The 19,660-nt window shown below is 70.9% G+C and carries 17 protein-coding genes; 13 read left to right on the top strand and 4 right to left on the bottom strand.

What is annotated here, in order from left to right; genetic code table 11:
- Positions 1 to 2 precede the first annotated feature (2 nt).
- The 3 genes from ACH442_RS41485 to ACH442_RS41475 all read left to right on the top strand — a co-directional run bounded on the left by ACH442_RS41485 (position 3) and on the right by ACH442_RS41475 (position 2,420).
- Positions 3 to 539, top strand: a complete 537-nt coding sequence (locus ACH442_RS41485) for a sigma-70 family RNA polymerase sigma factor (RefSeq protein WP_203680058.1) — start codon at positions 3 to 5, stop codon at positions 537 to 539.
- Between the two features lie 100 nt (positions 540 to 639).
- Positions 640 to 1,365, top strand: coding sequence for a zf-HC2 domain-containing protein (locus ACH442_RS41480; protein ID WP_396343631.1), 726 nt, complete (start codon positions 640 to 642; stop codon positions 1,363 to 1,365).
- A 14-nt stretch (positions 1,366 to 1,379) separates the two neighbouring features.
- A complete protein-coding gene (locus ACH442_RS41475; RefSeq protein WP_396343630.1) occupies positions 1,380 to 2,420 on the top strand; it encodes a S66 peptidase family protein in 1,041 nt (346 codons plus the stop codon).
- Positions 2,421 to 2,821: 401 nt separating this feature from the next.
- On the opposite strand, the gene ACH442_RS41470 is transcribed toward ACH442_RS41475, so the two are convergent.
- Together ACH442_RS41470 and ACH442_RS41465 are read right to left on the bottom strand one after the other, a co-directional pair.
- Positions 2,822 to 4,288 carry a DHA2 family efflux MFS transporter permease subunit gene (locus ACH442_RS41470; protein ID WP_396343629.1) on the bottom strand — a complete coding sequence of 489 codons (1,467 nt, stop codon included), beginning with the start codon at positions 4,286 to 4,288 and terminating at the stop codon, positions 2,822 to 2,824.
- Between the two features lie 37 nt (positions 4,289 to 4,325).
- Positions 4,326 to 4,811, bottom strand: a complete 486-nt coding sequence (locus ACH442_RS41465; RefSeq protein WP_396343628.1) for a response regulator transcription factor — start codon at positions 4,809 to 4,811, stop codon at positions 4,326 to 4,328.
- 134 nt (positions 4,812 to 4,945) lie between these two features.
- Here ACH442_RS41465 and ACH442_RS41460 point away from each other — a divergent pair, with 134 nt between their 5' ends.
- The 7 genes from ACH442_RS41460 (at position 4,946) to crcB (ending at position 11,828) form a co-directional block, all read left to right on the top strand.
- Positions 4,946 to 5,413, top strand: a complete 468-nt coding sequence (locus ACH442_RS41460) for a GNAT family N-acetyltransferase (protein ID WP_396343627.1) — start codon at positions 4,946 to 4,948, stop codon at positions 5,411 to 5,413.
- A 19-nt stretch (positions 5,414 to 5,432) separates the two neighbouring features.
- Positions 5,433 to 6,452 carry an NADPH:quinone reductase gene (locus ACH442_RS41455; protein WP_396343626.1) on the top strand — a complete coding sequence of 340 codons (1,020 nt, stop codon included), beginning with the start codon at positions 5,433 to 5,435 and terminating at the stop codon, positions 6,450 to 6,452.
- 74 nt (positions 6,453 to 6,526) lie between these two features.
- Positions 6,527 to 7,837 (top strand): sensor histidine kinase, encoded by a 1,311-nt coding sequence (locus tag ACH442_RS41450; protein ID WP_396343625.1) that lies wholly within the window; start codon positions 6,527 to 6,529, stop codon positions 7,835 to 7,837.
- Positions 7,838 to 7,849: 12 nt separating this feature from the next.
- Positions 7,850 to 8,494 carry a response regulator gene (locus ACH442_RS41445; protein ID WP_396343624.1) on the top strand — a complete coding sequence of 215 codons (645 nt, stop codon included), beginning with the start codon at positions 7,850 to 7,852 and terminating at the stop codon, positions 8,492 to 8,494.
- A 71-nt stretch (positions 8,495 to 8,565) separates the two neighbouring features.
- Positions 8,566 to 10,761, top strand: a complete 2,196-nt coding sequence (locus ACH442_RS41440) for an MMPL family transporter (protein ID WP_396343623.1) — start codon at positions 8,566 to 8,568, stop codon at positions 10,759 to 10,761.
- Positions 10,762 to 11,046: 285 nt separating this feature from the next.
- Complete coding sequence (locus tag ACH442_RS41435; RefSeq protein WP_396343622.1) at positions 11,047 to 11,448, top strand: fluoride efflux transporter FluC; 402 nt, start codon at positions 11,047 to 11,049, stop codon at positions 11,446 to 11,448.
- Complete coding sequence (gene crcB / locus ACH442_RS41430) at positions 11,445 to 11,828, top strand: fluoride efflux transporter CrcB (protein WP_396343621.1); 384 nt, start codon at positions 11,445 to 11,447, stop codon at positions 11,826 to 11,828. Before ACH442_RS41435 ends, crcB begins: the two co-directional genes overlap by 4 nt.
- Positions 11,829 to 11,862: 34 nt before the next feature.
- Here the strand turns inward: crcB and ACH442_RS41425 are convergent, their stop codons facing one another.
- On the bottom strand, positions 11,863 to 14,373 hold the full coding sequence (locus tag ACH442_RS41425) for a putative bifunctional diguanylate cyclase/phosphodiesterase (protein WP_396343620.1): 2,511 nt from the start codon (positions 14,371 to 14,373) through the stop codon (positions 11,863 to 11,865).
- Between the two features lie 64 nt (positions 14,374 to 14,437).
- On the opposite strand from ACH442_RS41425, the gene ACH442_RS41420 reads away from it, so the two are divergent.
- Entirely contained in the window at positions 14,438 to 16,030 is a 1,593-nt protein-coding gene (locus ACH442_RS41420; RefSeq protein WP_396343619.1) for an amino acid permease, read from the top strand.
- A gap of 6 nt (positions 16,031 to 16,036) precedes the next feature.
- Here ACH442_RS41420 and ACH442_RS41415 read toward each other — a convergent pair whose 3' ends face one another.
- The gene (locus ACH442_RS41415) at positions 16,037 to 17,302 is read right to left on the bottom strand and encodes an NAD(P)/FAD-dependent oxidoreductase (protein WP_396343618.1); all 1,266 of its coding nucleotides are present in this window, start codon (positions 17,300 to 17,302) and stop codon (positions 16,037 to 16,039) included.
- 154 nt (positions 17,303 to 17,456) lie between these two features.
- Between ACH442_RS41415 and ACH442_RS41410 the strand changes: the two genes are divergently transcribed.
- Both ACH442_RS41410 and mraY read left to right on the top strand, forming a co-directional pair.
- Positions 17,457 to 18,419: a YbhN family protein gene (locus tag ACH442_RS41410; protein WP_396343697.1), complete on the top strand. Its 963-nt coding sequence runs from the start codon at positions 17,457 to 17,459 to the stop codon at positions 18,417 to 18,419.
- 132 nt (positions 18,420 to 18,551) lie between these two features.
- Positions 18,552 to 19,655: a phospho-N-acetylmuramoyl-pentapeptide-transferase gene (gene mraY, locus ACH442_RS41405; protein ID WP_396343617.1), complete on the top strand. Its 1,104-nt coding sequence runs from the start codon at positions 18,552 to 18,554 to the stop codon at positions 19,653 to 19,655.
- The last annotated feature ends 5 nt before the right edge of the window (positions 19,656 to 19,660 follow it).

Genomic DNA, 19,660 nt, shown 5'->3' with positions numbered 1-19,660 from the left:
CGATGAAGCGACGGGTGAGCCCCGACGAGCAACTGATGACCGCGCTCTACACAGAGCACTACGCAGTTCTGATCAACTTCGTCTCGAGATACGTCTCCGATCGGCACAAGGCCGAGGACCTGGTCCAGGAGACGTTGCTACGGGCGTGGAAGCACATCGACCACCTCGATCCGGAACCGGGACGAACCAGGTCGTACCTGCTCACCATCGCTCGTAACGTGGTGACCAACGCATGGCGGGCGGAACAGCGCCGGCCACGCCTGGTCTCCGACGAGACCGCGGTCAACTCCGTGCCGTCGGCAGACAATGTGGATCAAATGGTGGAGGGCTGGCTGGTCGCGGAAGCGCTGGAACGGCTTTCCCCGGAACATCGGGCGGTGATACAGGCCATGTATTACGAGGGGCAGAGCGTGGCCGACGCGGCACGCCGGCTCTCGGTGCCGGAAGGCACGGTGAAATCGCGGGCCTATTACGCGGTTCGTGCCCTCCGCGCCGTCTTCGAGGAGATGGGCATGCTCCGGAGCGGGGGTGTGGCATGAGTTCGGCTTGTTCGGCGATTTGTGCCGCACCGGGAGCGGGGGTGTGGCATGAGTTCGGCTTGTTCGGCGATTTGTGCCGCACCGGGAGCGGAGGTGCGGCATGAGTGATCTTGACGAGCACGACAGCCTGCACCGTCTACTGGGTGGCTACCTTCTGGGTGGCCTCGACGAGACCGACACCGACCGGCTCGACGCGCACCTGCACGACTGCGCCGAGTGCCGGGCCGAACTCGACAGGCTCGCGCCTGTCCCGGAAATGCTGCAACACCTGCCGGACGCCCGGCACATGGGTGGTGATCTTCCGCCGCTCACGGTCGCTCCGGCCGCGCGGCCGAGTCCGCAGAACATCGAGGAACTGCTCAGCCGCATGCGCGCCGAGAAAACCCGGGAAACCCGGGTCAGCCGGACGCGATGGCTGGTCGCCGCGTCGGTGGCGGTGATCGCGGCCGGCGCGATCGGCTACGGCGTGATCGTCAACACCGGCGACGGTGGTGGCACGACACAGAGCCCGCCCGTCGCGGTGCAGCCGATCACCGCGAACTTCCAGGCCGCGGCCGGGAGCACAATGACCGGCCAGGCAACCCTGGTCAAGAAGGCGTGGGGCGTTCAGGTCTCGCTCAACATGACCGGGATGTCGGGCAAGGCGCCCTTCGTCTGCATCGTCAAACGCGCCGACGGCACCCAGGAACAGGCGGCCGTCTGGGGTGAGACGCCCGAGCACACCGCCAAGGTCGACGGGTCCAGCTCGTTCACGGCGACCGACGTGAAAGAGATCCTGATCAACGACTCCGACGGAAAAACGCTCGGCACGGCCACCGTCACCTGACCAGAATCGGGGGCATGTCTCCGCACATGCCCCCGAAACTGTGTCCCGGCGACCGGGTTGCGGTGCTGTCCCCGTCCTTCGCCGCGCCAGCACTCTTCCCGGAGCGGCATGAGCGGGCGCTCCAGCGGATCCGCGACGAACTACGGCTGGAACCGGTCGAGTTCCCGACCACCCGGCGGCTCGACGCACCCCCGGCCGACCGCGCTCGTGACCTCACCGCGGCCTGGTCCGACCCGGCGATCCGGGCCGTCTTCGCCACTATCGGCGGCGACGACCAGCTCACCGTGCTGCGGCACCTCGACCCGGCGGTGTTCCGGGCCGACCCGAAACCGTTCTTCGGCTTCTCCGACAACACGAACCTGCTCAACTGGCTCTGGGGCCACGGCCTCGCCGCCTTCCACGGCGGGTCGACGATGATGCACCTGGCGCGCCCCGAAGGCATCCAGCCGGTGCACGTGGCGACCCTCCGGGCAGCCCTCTTCGACGGCGGCGACCTGGACATCGAGCCGGTCGACACGTTCAGCGAGGAAGAAGTCGACTGGAACGAGAGCCGAGCGCTCACCGCATCGGCACCCCAGGTGCCCAGCCCCGGCCGGATCTGGCACCGGCCGGAAACGGTCGTGACCGCGCCGACCTGGGGTGGCTGCCTCGACATCCTCCACTGGAATCTGGCGGCCGGTCGGTGGATCCGTCCGGTCGGTGACTACGCCGGGTGCGTGCTGCTGCTGGAGACGTCCGAGGAGATGCCGCCGGCCGAAGACGTGTTCCACATGCTGCGCAACTTCGGGGAACGCGGGCTGCTGCAACAGTTCCCGGCGGTCCTCGTCGGCACCGCCAAGGCGACGCACTTCATGAACCCGCGGCCGGTTGCGGATCGGCAGAAATATCGCGATGACCAGCGTGCGGCCATTCTTCGGGCGTTCGGTACATACAATCCGTCCGCGATGATCGTGTTCGGTGTCGATTTCGGCCACACGGAACCGCAGCACGTCCTGCCCTACGGCGGCCGGATCACTGTTGACGGCCCGCGCCGCAGGATCACAGCACACTTCTGAAGATCTTCATGTCCTATCTCCGCCGTGGTCCGGGCCGTCGCTCCCGCGGGGGCCCTTACGGGCTGAGCAGGGCGCGGGGCGCCCAGAACGCTCAGCCCTCCAGGGCGGCGTCCGTGGGTGGGCGCGGTCAAACCCGTCCACCTAGGACCTCCGTGACTACCGCGAGCACGCCCCAGCCGCGCCTCCCGCCCCGGGCTGGGCGCTGAGAACGGTCTTCCTGGGCCCTGCTGCCGCCCCGAGCGCTGGGTTCTGTCCCGCGGTGGGCTGGGTCCGGCCACGGGTGAGCCGGAGCGCGGGTGAACGGGCCCGGTGTGCGGTATGTCCGAGACTGCCCGGCCGCGTCTCCGCGGCAAGGCCGCCGCCCGGCCCGGGAGCCGCGGCCCTGACGGTGCCGGTGGCGGCTATTGCGTTGTGGCGGGGCGGGGGTGGACCGGCGGGGAGGCGGGGTCGCAGAAGGAACGCTTCGCGGAAGGCTTGGCCGGGAGGCGGACCGGGATGACGAGGAACGCGGTGACCGCGCCCACCGCCATCAAGACGGCGCAGATCAGCATCGCGTTCCGGTAGACGGGGTGCAGCTCGGCGGACTCGGTCAGCGACCCGGACCCGAGCCCCGCGGCCAGCGGCAGGACCGCGACCGAGAGCAGGCCGGCGGCCCTGGCGACCGCGTTGTTGACGCCGGAGGCGATGCCGGCGTGCGCGTCGTCGAGGGCGCCGAGCGCGGTGGCGGTGAGCGGGGCGACGAGCAGGGCCAGCCCCAGTCCGAACAGCACGACCGCGGGCAGGACGCGAGTCAGGTAGGGCGCGTCGGCGCCGATCATCGACATCAGGACCAGGGCCGCACCGCAGAGCAGCGGGCCGGCGGTCATCGGGATGCGCGGCCCGATCCGCTGGCCGAGCGCCCCACCCCGGGCCGAGAGCAGCAGCATGATCACTGTGACCGGGAGCATGGCCAGGCCCGCGCCGAGCGCCGGGTAGCCCGCGACCACCTGCAGGTTGACCACGACCAGGAAGAACACGCCACCGTTGGCCGCGTAGACCAGGAACGTCACCAGGTTCGCCCCGGTGAACGCGCGGTGGTGGAAGATCTCCGGCGGCACCATCGGGTGCGACGAGCGGATCTCGGCGACGACGAACGCCACCATCGCGAGCACGCCGACGACCAGCGGGATCAGCACGACGGGCGAGCCCGCGCCGTGCGCCGGCCAGGCGGTGAACCCATAGGTCAGACCGCCGAGCCCGGCCGCGCCGAGCAGCAGCCCGGCCACGTCGAAGCGGCGGGCGGCGCCCGGGTCGCGGGACTCCGGGACGTGCCGGGCGGCGACCCAGAGGACGAGCGCGGCGACCGGCACGTTGATCAGGAACAGGTAGCGCCAGCTGCCGATCTCCAGCAGCCAGCCGCCGAGGAACGGCCCGAGCGCGCCGCCGATGCCGCCGAGCCCGGACCAGGCGCCGATGGCCTTGGCCCGATCTTCCGGGGCGAAGGACGCCTCCAGGATGGCGAGCGCACCGGGGGTGAGCAGCGCGCCGCCGATGCCTTGCAGGACCCGGGCCGCGATCAGCAGCTCGATGTTCGGCGCGAGGCCGCAGAGCAGCGACGCGAGCGCGAACCAGGCGACGCCGGCCATGAAGATTCGTTTGCGGCCGAACCGGTCACCGAGTGACCCGCCGACCAGGATCAGCGAGGCGAGCGAGAGGGCGTATCCGTTGATCGTCCACTGCAGGCCGGCGGCGGACGCGCCGAGACTCCGGCCCAGCTCGGGGAGAGCCAGGTTGACCACGGTGGCGTCGACGAACGCCAGGCTGGAGCCGAGCACGGTGGCCAGCAACACCAGGCGTCCGGCGGGGGTGCCGTACCGAACCGGATTCATGCGGCGACCCTACGCCGCACCAGGTGTCGGTCAGGTGTCAGGCCGAATGGCGGATCCGGACGTCCTCGCATCGGGTGATCGGTGCCGGTGTGGTGACGTGCCGGGCGGCGGCCAGGGCGGCGCGGGAGGCGATCGCCGAGCGGATCGTCCCGGTGCCGGGCCGGCGCAGCAGATCGCCGAGCCGGGCCACCAACTCGTCCCGGGCGAACGGTTTGCACAGGTAGTCGTCGGCGCCGGCGTGCAGCGCGTCGGTGATCCGGTCGCGGTGCACGTCCGCGCTGACCACCATGATCGGTAACGATTCCACGGCGGGATCGCTGCGGATCCGGCGGCACAGCTCGAGGCCGGAAATGCCGGGCATGCGCACGTCGATCAGGGCGGCGTCCACCCCACCCTGGGCCAGTACCTCCAGCGCGCCGCCGGCGTCCTCGGCGGTGACGATCCGGTAGCCGAAACGCCGCAGCGCGAGCGAGAGAAGATCACGGTGGTCGACCTCGTCGTCGGCGATCAGAACGGTGAACACGCGGACCTCCAGAGGTCGGGCAGCGACGTGCCTACTCCTGTTCGGCAACGGGGTGGAACCACTGAGGCCCGATGAGGTCGAATGAGCCGGGAGGGCCAATGATCAGACCGGCACGTGAGGCAGACATTCCGGCAATGCAGCGGATCGAGGTCGACGCCGGGCAGATGTTCCTGGTCCTGAGCATGGACGCGGTCGCCGGTGACGAGCCGTTCTCCGCCGACGAGCTCCGGGAGTACGTGACCGCCGGCCGTGCCTGGGTCGCCGACGACGAGGAGGGGCGGCCCATCGCGTACGCGCTGGTGAAGTGGGCCGATCGCACAGCACACCTGGAGCAGGTCTCGGTCGATCCGGTCGCCGCCGGTCGAAGGCTCGGCGCGGCTCTGGTCGAGCGGGCCGTGACCTGGGCCCGGGACCACGGTTCACCGGCGCTGACCCTCACCACGTTCGCCGATGTCCCGTGGAACGCGCCCTACTACGAACGTCTCGGCTTCCGCCGGCTCGCCGACGCCGAGGTCACGCCGGAGTTGCGGGCGATCCGGGCCGAGGAGGCCGCGCACGGGCTGGACGTCTGGCCCCGTCTCGCCATGCGCCGCGACCTCTGACCCGGCATAGGGTGGGGTGATGCGTGCTGCCGTCTTCTCCGAGCCCGGTCCCGCCTCCGACGTTCTCGAGATCGTCGACCGTGACCTGCCGCTGGCCGGCGCGGACGAGGTCCGGGTGCGGATCGTGCTCTCGGGGGTGAACCCGACCGACACCGGTACGCGCGCCGGTCGTGGCGTGCCCGACGGCGTCGCCCCGCCTCGCGTGCCGAATCAGGACGGTTCCGGGGTCGTCGACGCGCTCGGTGAGGGGGTGAACGATCTGGAGCCGGGCGACCGGGTCTGGGTGTGGGACGCCGCTTACGCCCGGGCTGACGGCACCGCCCAGGAATATGTCGTGCTGCCCCGCCGCCAGGTGGTCCGGATGAACGACGACATCCCGTTCGAGGTGGGCGCGGCCCTGGGCATTCCGGCGCTGACCGCGCACCGCTGCCTGACCGTGGCCAGCGACGGCCCGGCGCGGCTGGGGCCGGGTGCGCTCGCGGGCCGGACGGTGCTGGTCGCCGGTGGTGCGGGTGCGGTCGGTAACGCGGCGATCCAGCTCGCCAAGTGGGCCGGCGCGACCGTCCTGACGACGGTCAGCAGCAAGGAGAAGGCGGAACTGGCGAGCGCGGCCGGCGCCGACGTGGTGATCGATTACCGCGAGGAGGATGTGGCGGCGCGGATCCGCGAGGTCAGCAAGACCGGCCCGCACCTGATCGCCGAGGTCGACACCGGGAATCTCGAGCTCGACCTGGAAGTGCTCGCGCCCGCCGGCAACATCGCGATCTACGTGGCCGGCGAGGTGCGGGTGCCGTTCTTCACGGCGAATCTGAAGAACGCCAGCCTGGATTTCGTGCTGACGTACACGACGACGCCGGAAGAGAAGGAGAACGCGGTGGCCGCCGTCGCCGAGGCGGTGAACGCGGGTGCCTTCCGGGTCGGCGAGGAGCACGGCCTGCCGATTGTCCGTTTTCCGCTGGACGGGGTGGCGCGGGCACACGAGGCCGTCGAGAATCACGCCGTCGGCAAGGTGGTCATCGACGTGACCGCACCCTGGTAGTCGGGTTAACCCTACTGCCGGGTGGGCGGTCCGCAGGATCGGTTCGGAGGGCTCCGATGCCTAGCGTGGAGGACATGACAATCTCGTACGCCGGTGCTCCGGCCACCTCCTCCGCCGCCCCGGCCCGGCGTTACCTGCGTCAGCTGGGTGTCGACACGCAGTATGTGCTGCTCGGCTTCCCGCTCGGATTGATCACCCTGGTCCTGTGCATCACCGGTCTCCTGACCGGCATCGGCACCGCGATCATCTGGATCGGTCTGCCGCTGCTGGCCGGCTCGCTCGCCATGTCCCGCGGGTTCGCCTACCTGGAGCGGCTGCGGATCGGCCCGGTGCTGCGCCGGCGCATCCCGCATCCGCATTACCGGGCGTCGAAGTCGCAGAGTTGGATCGGCAAGATGTTCAGCCCGCTCGCCGACGGTCAGTCCTGGCTGGACCTGGTGCACGGCATCTTCCGTTTCATCCCGAGCACGATTTCCTTCTCGTTCGTCTTCGTCTGGTGGACCGGAGTGCTGAGCGGCCTCACCTACGCCGCGTGGGACTGGGCCCTGCCGCACACGCCGGACAACCAGGAGCTGCCCGAGCTGCTCGGCTTCCAGGACACCGCGTTCGTCCGGATCTCGTTCTACCTGATCATGGGCCTGTTCTTCGCGATCACGCTGATCCCGGTGGTCCGCGGCGCGGCGCTGCTCGAGGCGCAGTTCGCCCGGGGTCTGCTCAGCGGGGTGGACGAGCTGCGCCAGCAGGTGGCCGACGCGAACGCCGCCCGGGACACCGCGCTGGGTCAGAAGGCGGCCGCCGTCTCGGCCGAGGCGACCGCGCTGCGCAAACTGGAGCGCGACATCCACGACGGTCCGCAGCAGCGGCTGGTCCGGCTCGCGATGGATCTGGGCCGCGCCGAGCAGCAGTTCGCCACCGATCCTGAGCTGGCCCGGGCCACGGTCGCCGAGGCGATCAGCCAGACCCGGGAGACGCTGGACGAGCTGCGCGCCCTGTCTCGGGGGATCGCCCCGCCGATCCTGGTCGACCGTGGTCTGCAGGCGGCGCTGACCGCGCTGGCCGGCCGCTGCACCGTCCCGGTGGACCTGGACGCCCCGGTCTTCGAGCGGCTGAACCCGGCGGTCGAGTCGACGGCGTACTTCGTGGTCGCCGAGGCCCTGACGAACGTCGCCAAGCACAGCCACGCCAGTGAGGTGCAGGTCAGCGTGCAGCGGATCGCCACCGGCCTGCTGGTCACCGTCGCCGACGACGGGGTGGGCGGCGCGAGCCTGGCCAAGGGGCACGGCCTGGCCGGCCTCGACGACCGGGTCAAGGCGGCCGGCGGGGTGCTGGCCGTCGAGAGTGCGGAGGGTGAGGGAACCCGCCTGACAGCAGCACTGCCGCTCTGACAGAGTGGCCGCATGCGGGTGGTGATTGCCGACGATGCGGTGCTGTTGCGAGAGGGCCTGGTTCGCCTGGTCGAGGAGAACGGGCATACCGTTGTCGCGGCCGTGGGGGACGGGCCCTCCCTGGTGGAAGCGATCAAGGAGCATCGTCCGGACGTCTCCATCGTGGACGTCCGGATGCCGCCGTCCCACACCGACGAGGGCCTGCGGGCCGCGGTCGAGGCCCGGGGTGCCGTCCCGGGCACGCCGATCCTGGTGCTCTCCCAATATGTCGAGGTCTCCTACGCGGACGACTTGCTGGCCGATCGCCGTGGGGCGGTCGGCTATCTGTTGAAGGACCGGGTTGCGCTGGTCGCCGACTTCCTGGACGGTCTGCGCCGGGTCGCCGAGGGCGGCACGGTGCTCGACCCCGAGGTGGTCGGCCAGCTGCTGGTCCGGCGCCGGCGTGACGATCCGCTGCGCAGTCTGACCCCGCGTGAGCGCGAGGTGCTGGGCCTGATGGCCGAGGGCATGTCGAACACCGCGGTGGCCCGCAAGATGGTGGTGACCGAGGGCGCGGTGGAGAAGCACGTCCGGAACATCTTCACCAAGCTCGGCCTCCACCAGGACGAGGAGCAGCACCGACGCGTCCTGGCAGTGCTGGCCTACCTCCAGACGTAGGGTTATCCCCACCCCGATTCGGGGGCTCGCCTGATTCAACCAAGTCACTGCGATCCATAGCGTTCTCAGGCATGGAGCACAGGGGGAAAGTCAAGGGAATCGCGCCTCGCGTCGCGATCTGGAGCGCCCGCCACCGGGCACTCGCGATCCTGGGTTGGATCGCTTTCGTGGCCGCCGCCACCGTTCTCAGTGGTGTGCTGGGCAGCCTTGCCGCGACCAACGCCGAGCAGGGCAACGGTGACTCCGGCCGGGCCGAGAGGATCGTCGAGGGGGCGGGCTTCCCGGTGCGGCCGGCGGGCGAGATGGTGCTGATCCAGGACCGGTCCGGCGCCGATCGGGCCGCCGCGAGCACCGAGATCACGACGGCGCTGTCCGGGCTGGGCGACGTCACCGGGGTGCAGGAGCCGATCCAGTCGCCGGACAACCGGTCGACCCTGATCACCTTCGACCTCAAGGGTGACCCGGAGACCGCGAAGGACCGGGTCGGCCCGGCACTCGACGCGGTGGCCGAGGTGCGGGCCACGCACCCTGAGCTGTTCATCGCCGAGGGCGGTGACGCCAGCGGCGACAAGCTGATCGGGGACGAGCTCGACGAAGGGCTCGCCCGGCTGTCGATGCTCTCGATCCCGGTCACGCTCGGCATCCTGCTGGTGGCGTTCGGCGCGGTGGTGGCCGCGCTGCTCCCGGTCGGCCTGGCCGTGACCGCGGTGATCGCGGCGATCGGCCTGATGGCCGCGTTCAGCCGCCTGGCGCCGACGGTCGACGCCACCTCGCACGTGATGCTGCTGGTCGGGCTTGCCGTCGGCGTCGACTACTGCCTGTTCTACATTCGCCGCGAGCGGGACGAGCGCCGCAACGGCGCCGATCCGGAGCGGGCGCTGATGATCGCCGCGCAGACCTCCGGCCGGTCGATCTGGGTTTCCGGCCTCACCGTGATCGTGGCGATGGCCGGCATGTTCCTCACGCACGACACCACGTTCGTCAGCTTCGGGCTGGGCACCATCCTGGTGGTCACCACCGCGGTGCTGGGTTCCCTGACGGTGCTCCCGGCCCTGTTGTCGGCTCTCGGCGACCGGGTCGACGCCATCAAGATCCCGGGGCTCTACCGGCGTCGCAGCGACGGCCGGTTCTGGGGCGGGCTGCTCCGGGTCGTGCTGGCCCGGCCGCTGATCTCGGTGCTGGTCGCGGTGGCGGCACTGGGCGCGCTGGCGGCCCCGGCACTGGACCTGAAGACCAAGGCCGAAGGCATCGACGACCTGCCGCACGACGCGCCGATCGTCCAGGCGTACAAGGCGATCGGTGAGGCGTTCCCGAGCAAGACCACGCCGGCCCGGGTGGTCGTGCAGAGTGGCACGGTCAAGAGCGCGGAGTTCCAGCAGGCGCTGACGAAGTTCCGCGCCGAGGCGAAGGCCGGCGGACAGCTCGTCGAGCCGATCGACGTCGAGATCAACCCCGGCGGTACGGTCGCGGTCGTCTCGGTCGGCCTTCCAGGCAAGGGCGACGACAGTACGGCGATGGCCGCCCTCGACACGCTCCGCGGCCGCATCGTCCCCGCCACGTTCGGCGCGCTGCCCGGCACGACCGCCCTGGTCTCCGGCGAGACGGCGTCGAACGCCGACTTCAACGAGCAGCTCGACGAGAGCCTGCCCTGGGTGTTCGGCTTCGTGCTGGGCCTGGCGTTCCTGCTCCTGCTGGTGTCGTTCCGCTCGGTCGTGGTCGCGATCACCGGGGTCGTGCTCAATCTGCTCTCGGTCGCCGCCGCCTACGGCATGCTCGTCTACGTCTTCCAGTACGGGCACTTCGAGAAGCAGCTCGACTTCGTCTCCAGCGGCGGGATCACCAACTGGATGCCGCTGTTCCTGTTCGTGATCCTGTTCGGCCTGTCCATGGATTACCACGTCTTCGTGCTCAGCCGGATCCGGGAGGGCTACGACCGGGGTCTGAGCACCCGGGAGGCGGTTCGTGAGGGCATCGGCCGGACGGCCGGCGTGATCACCAGCGCGGCCGTGGTGATGGTCGCGGTGTTCTCGCTCTTCGCGACGCTCCCGCTGAACTCGACGAAGCAGCTGGGCGTCGGGCTGGCGGCGGCGGTGCTGCTGGACGCCACGATCGTCCGGGCGGTGCTGCTGCCGGCCGTGATGGCGATGCTGGGCCGGGCGAACTGGTGGCTCCCGAGCTGGCTGCGGTGGCTGCCGGAGATCGCTCACGACGTGGAGCCGGTCGTCGAGCCGGTGGAGGCGCGACGTCCGCTGATCCCGGTCGGCTGAGGTCAGCGGCCCGGTCCGGGTGCGATGCGCACCCGGACTGCACGGCTTTCGGCGTACGCACATCGGGGGTTGATCTTCATGCGGTCGCCAGGGCCCGGGTTTCCACCGCGCAAGATCGTCGCCTACAGTGGACTCTGAAACCGCTCAGGCACAGGTCAACGGGCATTTACATCGCCTGTTTCAGGTCGTTTCATGCGATTGGTGGATCTGTCCCAAGCGCCCGGAACCGGCCGGGGAGGACGCCGCCACGTCCCCCCGGCCGCCCGCGCGATAGCGTGACCGCACATGGATCTCGACGTGGACCGCCGCGGCGTGGCCGCCGTCGCTGCCGGTGGGGTGCTCGGCGCGCTGGCCCGCTACGGCGTCGGTGTCGCCTGGCCGCACGCGCCGGCGGAGTTTCCGTGGGCGACGTGGTCGATCAACGTCTCCGGGTGTTTCCTGATCGGCGTGCTCTACACCGCGCTCGCCCAATTCCGCCCCGAGAGCAGGCTGACCAGGCTTTTCCTCGGTACGGGCGTGCTCGGCGGGTACACGACGTTCTCGACCGCGGAGGTCGACCTGCAGCGCGGGGCGCCGGTGATCTACCTGGCGGCGACGATCGTGGGCGCGTTGCTCGCGGTCTGGGCCGGTAGCGCCCTCGTCTCGGTGGGAGCAAAAACGGGGGAGAAAACGGGGGAGCGAGCGTGACCGTGCTGATGGTGGCTCTCGGTGCGGCGATCGGCGCACCCCTGCGCTACCTCACCGACCGTTACGTCCAGACGCGCTACGGCACCGGCTTCCCGTGGGGCACCCTCGCGGTCAACGTCGTGGGGTCGTTCGTGCTCGGCCTGTTGCTCGGCCTGCGACTCTCCCCGGCGCTGACCGCGCTGCTCGGGACCGGTTTCTGTGGGGCGTTGACGACGTATTCGACGTTCTCCTGGGAGACGCTGACCTTCGCCCGTCGCGGGGAGCAGGCCAAGGCTTTCGCCTATGCGCTGGTCAGCGTCCTGGCCGGCCTCGGCGCGGCCACCCTGGGTGCGATCCTGGCCGACCCGGGCTGGTTCTCCGGGGTGCCTCGACACGGTTGAAGCACCCCGGCGAACCAGCCCGGACCGGGACCGGTCAGCCCTCCGAGGCCGGCGAGGCACCAGGCGCGGGAGACACCTCGGATGCGGGCGACGCGGCGGAGACGGGCGAGGCGACGGACGCGGAGGACGCGACGGGCGTGGACGACGCGACGGACGTGGATGCTCCGATGGACGTGGATGCTCCGACGGACGTGCGCGAGGCGTCGGACGCGGGTGACGCGAGGGGCGAAGTTGTCGACGACAGCAGGTCGTCCATCGCGGCCGTGGTCAGCGGCTCCGCGAAGTAGTACCCCTGCCCCAGCTCGCAGTTGCCGTCGGCGAGTTCGCTGAGCTGCGCGACATGTTCGATCCCCTCGGCGATCGTGGAGAGCTGCAGCGCCTGCCCGAGCTGGATGATCCCGAGGGTGAGCGCCGCCGCGGCCGGCATGTCGCCGATGTCGTCGACGAACGACTTGTCGATCTTGATGATGTCGACGGGGAAGTTCCGGAGGTACGCCAGCGAGGAGTACCCGGTCCCGAAGTCGTCGATGGCCAGCCGCACCCCGAGCGCCTTGACCTCGTGCAGCCGTCGTAGCGTCTCCGGCCGGTGGTCCACCAGCAGCGACTCGGTCAGCTCGATGATCAGGCACTTCGCCGGCAGCCCGCTGTCCTCCAGCGCCGACGCGACGAGCACCGGCAGGTCGGCGCGTTCCAGCTGGACCGCGGAGAGGTTCACGCTCACGGTGAGCGGCGTGTCGGCGTCACGGTCCGCGTTCCACCGGGCGGCCTGGCGGCAGGCCTCGCGCAGGACCCATTCGCCGATCGGCACGATCATCCCGGTTTCCTCGGCCAGCGGGATGAACTCCATCGGCGGGATCATGCCGCGTTCCGGGTGCTGCCAGCGCACGAGCGCCTCCAGCCCGGAGATCTCCTGGGTGCGCAGCCGCACGATCGGCTGGAACCGCAGCTCGAACTCGTGCCGCAGCACCGCTCGGCGCAGGTCGGCCTCCATTTCGAGGTGCTTCTGGAAGGAGGCGCGCATCTCCGGCTCGAAGACGGCCAGCTGGTCCTTGCCCTGCTTCTTCGCCTCGAAGACGGCCAGGTCGGCCCGGACGAGCAGGTCGTCGGCGTCGGTGCTGCCGGCTTCGGCGTACGCGACGCCGACGCTGCAGCTCGCGTAGACCTCCCGCCCGTCCAGCTCGAACGGCTCCCGTAGCGCGGCCACGATCCGCCGCGCGACCGGGACGGCCATCTCCAGGCCGGCGACGTTCGGCAGCAGGACGGCGAATTCGTCCCCGCCGAGCCGGGCCGCGGTGTCTCCGCCGCGCAGGCATTCGCGCAGTCGTTCGGCCACCGCGGTCAGCAGCCGGTCACCGATCGCGTGCCCGAGCGAGTCGTTGACCACCTTGAAGCGGTCCAGGTCGACCAGAAGCGCGGCGACTCCGCTGGATCCGGTGGTGGCCAGCGCGTTCTCCATCCGGGTGGTGAAGAGCGAGCGGTTGGCCAGGCCGGTCAGCGAGTCGTGGAACGCGTGGTTCATCTCGCCCAGCGTGCGGGCGTCGGTGATGGCCAGGCTGACGTGTTCGGCGAACGCCTGCAGGACTTCCTGCGACTGGCGGTCCCATTCCCGTAAGGCCTGGAACGTTCCCACGAACAGTGCCCCGACCACGACGCCGTCCTCGTGCACCGGCACCGCCATGACGCTGCGCAGCTGCGCACGGACGATCTCCGGCACCGCGATCGGCGAGTTCGCGTAGTCGTCGACGGCGACCAGTTCGTTGCCCATCATCGCGAGCCCGGCCACACCGAGCGAGGCGACCGGCATCGACTGCATGCGCTGGATGCCTTCGTCGGTGACGCCCCGGCTGGCGAACAGGCTGGTCCGGCTCGGGTCGTCGACGTCGAGCACGGTGAGCCCGGCCAGTTCGACACCGAGCAGTTCGGACGCGCCCGCGGTGATCTGGTCGAGGATCCGGCGCAGCGGTTCGCGCCGGGCGATCGCCCGCTGCACCGCGCTGAGCTCGTCGAAGAGCCGCTGACGACGCTGCAGCGAGTTGATCAGGGTCTCGTTCTCGGCGGCTTGGCGGCGTTCCATCTCGATCAGGTGCAGTGCTTGCAGGCTCAGTTCGAGCACGCGGGCCATGCCGCGCAGCAGGCACACCTCTTCCAGGGTGAACGGCGTCTCCCGGCCGAGCAGCAGCACACCCGGCGCGACCCCGCCCAGGGGGGCCAGGGTCACCGCGTAGCTGCGGGCGTCGATCTGGACGGTGGTGCGGTGGCCGGCGGCGATCTCGGTCAGGGCGTACACCGGGATCCGCTCGACCGGCAGCCCGACCGCCGCCACCACGCCGCCGTCGACCATCAGGACCGCTAGGTCGGCGTCGAGCGCGCGTACCGCGCATTCGACGGCAGCGTGCTGGGCGGCAGCCTCATCGGGCCGATCGGCTACGACGGCGAGGAACTCCGTCAGTTGCTGGGTGGCGAGCACAACGTTGCTGTCGGCTACCGCCGAGCCCAGTTGAGGAATTGCAACCTGGTAGCGGGAGGGGTGTGCCAATCTGGTCACGACCAGTCATTGTATCGTCACGCATGGTTGTCAAAGTCCGCTTCGGTGCGCCTGAATAGAGTCCGTGGCCACCCCTGAGGAACCTCCACATACGGCGCCGGCCGGGCTTGCTCGCGGTCGCCTCGGCGCCGGCAACGTGGCGTTCATCGGCGTGGCCGCCGCGGTCCCGGCTGCCACGGTGGTCCTGGTGATCCCGCCGGTTCTGGCCGCCGGGGCCGGACCGCTGGCCGCACTCTCCGTCGTCGCCGTCGCGGTGGTGCTGTTCCTTTTCGGTACGCCGTACGCCGCCATGATCCGTCGCACCCCGAGCGCCGGAGCGGCCTATCCACAGGTGGCTCGCGGCCTCGGACGCCCCGCCGCGCTGATCGCCGCCTGGCTCGCGCTCGCCGGTTACCACGCCATCCAGTTCGGCCTCTACGCACTCGCCGGTCAGGCCGCGGCACCTCTGTTGCACAGTTTTTTCGGGGTGACCGCGCCGTGGTGGGCAGTGGCGGCCGGCTGCTGGGCGGTGGTCGCGCTCGGCGGCCTGCTGCGGGCCGAGTTCGCCGCCGCGGCGATCGCGGTCCTGGCCGTCGTCGAGGCCGCGGTGCTCGCGGGTCTGGCCGGTGCGTTCGTGGTGCGACCGGCCGGGGGACGGATCACGACCAGTACGTTCCTGCCCACCGAGTTGTCCGCGATTGATCGTCCGCTGCTCGGCCTGCTGCTGGCCGTGGCGGTGCTGGCGTTCGCCGGCTTCGAGACCACCGCCGCCTACTCCGAGGAGGCCCGGGATCCGCACCGCACCGCCGGTCGCGGGGCCCGGGTGACGATCGTGCTGCTCACCCTCCTGCTCGCCGGGGTCACCTGGAGCATGATCGTGGCCGCTGGTCCACGCGGGGTCGCCGGCCGGGCCGCCGCGCGGGGCCCGGAGCTGCTCTTCACCCTGGCCGACGAGAGGCTCGCCCCGTGGGCCGTCACGACCGGCCGGTTGGCGCTGCTCACCGGCCTGCTCGGGGGGATCCTGGCGGTGCACCAGGCGGTGGCCCGCTGCCTGTTCGCGCTCGGACGGGAACGGGTCCTTCCGGCCGTACTGGGGAATGTGTCGGAGCGGACCCGCGCGCCGCGCGCCGCCTCCCTGACCCAGACGCTCGTCGCGGGGGCCGCGCTGCTCGGAGCGGCCCTGGCCGGGGCGGGATCGTCGGCCCGGACCGCTCGCTGGCTGACCGTGGGCGGCAGCCTCGCCGTTCTGGTGTTGTTGCTGCTCACCGCGGTGGCCGCGCTCCTGCACCTGAACCGGGTCCCGGGGCGGGAGGGGGTGTGGAGCCGGTTCGCCGCGCCGGTGCTGTCCGCGGTGGCTCTGGGGGTGCTGCTCTACCTGGCCTGCCTCAACCTGCCGGAGCTGCTGGGTGTGCCGTCCGGGTCGCCGTGGCCGGCGGTGGTCTTCGGCGGACTCGCCGGATGCCTGGTGACCGGTTCGGTTCATGCGCTGGCGCTGCGGTCGGTGCGGCCGGTGCGGTACGCGGGCATCGGCCTGGGCGGCACCGCGGTGGTGATCACGCCGGTGAGCCCTCCGCCGCGGCCGGTTCCCGAGGAGGCCGACCCGGTCGAGGCGGTCAAGGTTCCGCGGCAACGCGTGCCCGGTGCCCACCGCCCCGAGCGCGTACACCCGGAAGGCTGAACCGGATCAGTCCGGCTCGGCCGCCAGCGGGACGGCGCTGCCGCGGACCAGCCCGAGCTGCACCGGCTGACGCGACAGCATCCCGTCCAGCACCCAGTCGGCCGCCACCCGGATCCGGTTCCCGGGCATCGACATCAGGTGGTAACCCCGGGTCACCGCCTTGGCCGCGGCCCCGCCGAGCGGGACCCCGAACGGATCCGCCGCCGCCGACCAGCCACCGAGGTCCACCACGAAGCCGAGATCGCGATGCCGGTAGGGCCGCCGCCGCCCGTGCCCGTAGGACGCCGCGACGTTGCCGGCGACCAGCCGCCCCTGCCGCACCGCGTGCTGCGCCGTCATCCCGGTCAGCGCCCCCGGGTGCAGCACGTCGGGCACGGCCGCGGCGTCCCCGCACGCGAAGACGTCCGGCCGGCCGGGCACGTTGAGGAACTCGTCCACGATCAGCCGCCCGTCCCGGGTGGCCAGGCCCAGGCCGGCCACCAGCGGCTCCGGACGCACCCCGACGCACCAGACCAGGGTCTTCGTGGGCACGCGCTCGCCGTTGGAGAGCCGCACCGCGTCCGGGCCCGCGTTCGACACGCCGGTGCCGGTCAGCACGCGCACGCCGCGATGGCGGAGAACTTCCGCGGCCGTACGGGAAAGCCGGGGGTCAAGCGTCGGAAGCAGTCGATCCGCGGTGTCCAGGATCAGCCACCGTGGCGACAGCGACTTCCCGGCGGTCAGCGCCGCGGTGAACAGCGAACCCTGCGCGGCGACCTCGGTCCCGGTGTATCCGGCGCCCGCCACGACGAACGTGCACCGGGCCTGACGTTCCACCGGATCGTCGGACTGGGCGGCCAGCTCGATCTGCCGGGTCAGGTGGTCGCGGAGGTAGAGCGCCTCGGCGATGCCCCGGAAGCCGTGAGCATATTCGGTCACGCCCGGCACCGGCAGCAGCTTGTTGACGCTGCCCAGGGCGAGCACCAGCCGGTGATATCCGACGACGCCGCGCTTGCCCTCCGGGTCGGCCCATTCGACGGTACGGGCGTCCAGGTCGAACGAGCCGGCATGCCCCAGCAGCACCCGCACCCCGGGCAGTGCCAGCGGCACCGAGATCCGCCGCGGTTCCAGCAGGCCGGTCGCGACCTCGGGCAGCAGCGGCAGGTACAGGAAGTAGTCGGTCGGATTCAGCAGGACGATCTCGGCCCGGCCCCGGGCGATACGTGCCAAGCGCCGGGCCGCGGTGTATCCCGCGAAGCCGGCCCCGACGATGACGATCCGTGGACGTGGCATGCGAAACAGCCTGCCACCGGCGCAAACGTGCATGGCGAAGTTGCCGGAAGTGGCACGATCGGAGGTGATGACCGCGACCGGCGCTCCGGCGACGGCCACGCCGGCGACCGGCCCACCGCGACGGTGGCGTCGGGGACCGCTGGTGGCCGCCGTGATGACAGTTGTGCTCGGCGCTGAGCTGATCCTCGGCTGGCCCGCCCTGCGGGAAGCGTTCGCGCAGCTCCGGGCCCCGCACTGGGGCTGGGTGGGCGCGGCGCTGGCGGCCGAGATCGTGTCGATGGGCACCTACGCGCGGATGCAACGGGCCCTGCTGCGCGGCGCCGGGACCAAGGTCAGCGTGCGCCGCCACGTCGCCATGGCCTACGCCGCGCATTCACTGAGCGTGACGCTGCCGGGCGGGCCGGTCTTCTCCACGAGTTTCAACTTCCGGCAGATGCGACGGTACGGCGTTTCTCCCGCCGAAGCCTCCTGGTGCATCGCCCTGAGCGGGGTTCTCTCCACGGGCGCCCTGATCCTGGTCGGTTCCGTCGGCGGGCTGCTGGCCCGCAACACCGGCAGCTGGCGCTCGCTGGCCGGATACGCGGCCGGGGCGATCGCGGTGACGGCCGCCGTCCGTCTCCTCGCCGGGCATCCGCTGTGGCTGGAGCGGCCGGTCCGGGCCCTGCTCGGCAGCGTCAACCGGGTCCGCCGGCGCCCGCCGGAACACGGTGCCGACCGGCTGTTCGGTTTCGTCACCCAGTTGCGGGCGATCCGGGTGCATCCCGTGCACTTCGCCGTGGCGGTGCTGCTGGCCTGCGCCAACTGGCTGTTCGACGCGCTGTGCCTGTGGGTGTGCTGCGTGGCCGTGGGTGCGGATCGGATCACTCCGGTGCACCTGCTGATCGCGTACTGCGCCGGGATGGCCGCCGCGAGCGTGCCGGTGGTTCCCGGCGGCCTCGGTGTCGTCGACGCGGCCCTCGTGCTCGGCCTGATCGCGGGTGGTCTGACCAGTGCCGGGGCGGTTGCGGCGGTGGTCCTCTACCGGGTGATCAGCTTCGGGTTCATCATCGGCGCGGGCTGGCTGGTGTGGCTGTTGCTGAGGCGCCGGGCCCGGAAGATCCCGGAACCGCGGGCGTGAGGGGGCCCAGAGCCCTTCCCGTCGGCGCCGGGTGGCAAGATCGTCCACCGTGATCGTTGATGCCGATTTATCCGATACGCAGAGCGTGGCGGGGATGCCGGTGAGTAATCCGGATCTCGTGGAGGTACACCGGTGAGGGCGGTCATCGTCGCGGCAGCGGTCGCATTCATCGTCTCGCTGCTCACCACCCCGGTGGCGATCCGGGTCTTCAGCGCGCTCAAGGCCGGGCAGCCGATCCGATCCCTCGGACTCGCCTCGAACGAGGGCAAGAAGGGCACCCCGCCGATGGGTGGCGTGGCGTTCATCCTGGCGACCCTCGTCGCCTACGTCGCCGGGCACTTCGCGCTGACGACGTTGCCCGACCGGCAGATCGCCCAGGAGAAGCCGACCATGACCGCCCTGGTCCTGCTCGGCCTGTTCGTCTTCTGCGGCGCCGTCGGCTTCGTCGACGACCTGCTCAAGGTCCGCAAGCGCAACTCCGACGGCCTGTCGGCCAGGGGCAAACTGCTCGGCCAGGCGATCATCAGCGCCGGGCTCGGCGTCGTCGCGCTCTACGCGACCAGCACCAACGGCCAGACCGTGATCAGCGAGCACATCTCGTTCATCCGGGACGTCAGCTGGCTGGATGTCGGCAAGGTCGGCGCGGTGATGGCGTTCGTCTTCGTGATCACTGCGATGTCGAACGGCGTGAACCTGACCGACGGCCTTGACGGCCTGGCCACCGGCGCGTCGACCCTGGTGCTCGGCGCGTACGCGCTGATCGGGTACTGGCAGTACCGGCACTGGTGCGCCGACGAGACGTACGCTCGCGGGGCTGCGTACTGCTACGAGGTCCGTGATCCCCTGGAGATCGCCATGATCGCCGCGGCGGCCGCCGCGGCCTGCGTGGGCTTCCTGTGGTGGAACACCTCCCCAGCGCGGATCTTCATGGGCGACGTGGGCGCGCTCGGGCTGGGCGCCCTGATCGGCGGCCTTGCGGTGGCCACCCACACCACGCTGCTGTCGATCCTGATCGGCGGGCTCTTCGTCATCATCACGGTGACCTGGGTGATCCAGATCGTCTCGTACCGGACCACGGGTAAACGGGTCTTCCGGATGGTGCCGCTGCATCACCACTTCGAGCTGGCCGGGTGGAGTGAGGTCAACATCGTGGTCCGGTTCTGGACCATCGCCGGGGTCTGTGTGGCGGTCGGCCTGGGCGTGTTCTACTCGGACTTCTTGACTGCCGTCGGATAGGGCGC

Source organism: Actinoplanes sp. NPDC020271, from assembly GCF_044388125.1.
Taxonomy (GTDB): Bacteria; Actinomycetota; Actinomycetes; order Mycobacteriales; family Micromonosporaceae; genus Actinoplanes.
This window is presented reverse-complemented; position numbering and strand designations above follow the sequence as displayed.

Bases quoted from the DNA above. Each gene is read 5' to 3' on its own strand.
- ACH442_RS41445 (WP_396343624.1), top strand. From the start codon at position 7,850: ATGCGGGTGGTGATTGCCGACGATGCGGTGCTGTTGCGAGAGGGCCTG.
- ACH442_RS41440 (WP_396343623.1), top strand. From the start codon at position 8,566: ATGGAGCACAGGGGGAAAGTCAAGGGAATCGCGCCTCGCGTCGCGATC.
- ACH442_RS41435 (WP_396343622.1), top strand. From the start codon at position 11,047: ATGGATCTCGACGTGGACCGCCGCGGCGTGGCCGCCGTCGCTGCCGGT.
- ACH442_RS41410 (WP_396343697.1), top strand. From the start codon at position 17,457: ATGACAGTTGTGCTCGGCGCTGAGCTGATCCTCGGCTGGCCCGCCCTG.
- ACH442_RS41475 (WP_396343630.1), top strand. From the start codon at position 1,380: ATGTCTCCGCACATGCCCCCGAAACTGTGTCCCGGCGACCGGGTTGCG.
- ACH442_RS41455 (WP_396343626.1), top strand. From the start codon at position 5,433: ATGCGTGCTGCCGTCTTCTCCGAGCCCGGTCCCGCCTCCGACGTTCTC.
- ACH442_RS41415 (WP_396343618.1), bottom strand. From the start codon at position 17,302: ATGCCACGTCCACGGATCGTCATCGTCGGGGCCGGCTTCGCGGGATAC.
- ACH442_RS41460 (WP_396343627.1), top strand. From the start codon at position 4,946: ATGCAGCGGATCGAGGTCGACGCCGGGCAGATGTTCCTGGTCCTGAGC.
- ACH442_RS41480 (WP_396343631.1), top strand. From the start codon at position 640: ATGAGTGATCTTGACGAGCACGACAGCCTGCACCGTCTACTGGGTGGC.
- ACH442_RS41450 (WP_396343625.1), top strand. From the start codon at position 6,527: ATGACAATCTCGTACGCCGGTGCTCCGGCCACCTCCTCCGCCGCCCCG.
- ACH442_RS41470 (WP_396343629.1), bottom strand. From the start codon at position 4,288: ATGAATCCGGTTCGGTACGGCACCCCCGCCGGACGCCTGGTGTTGCTG.
- ACH442_RS41485 (WP_203680058.1), top strand. From the start codon at position 3: ATGAAGCGACGGGTGAGCCCCGACGAGCAACTGATGACCGCGCTCTAC.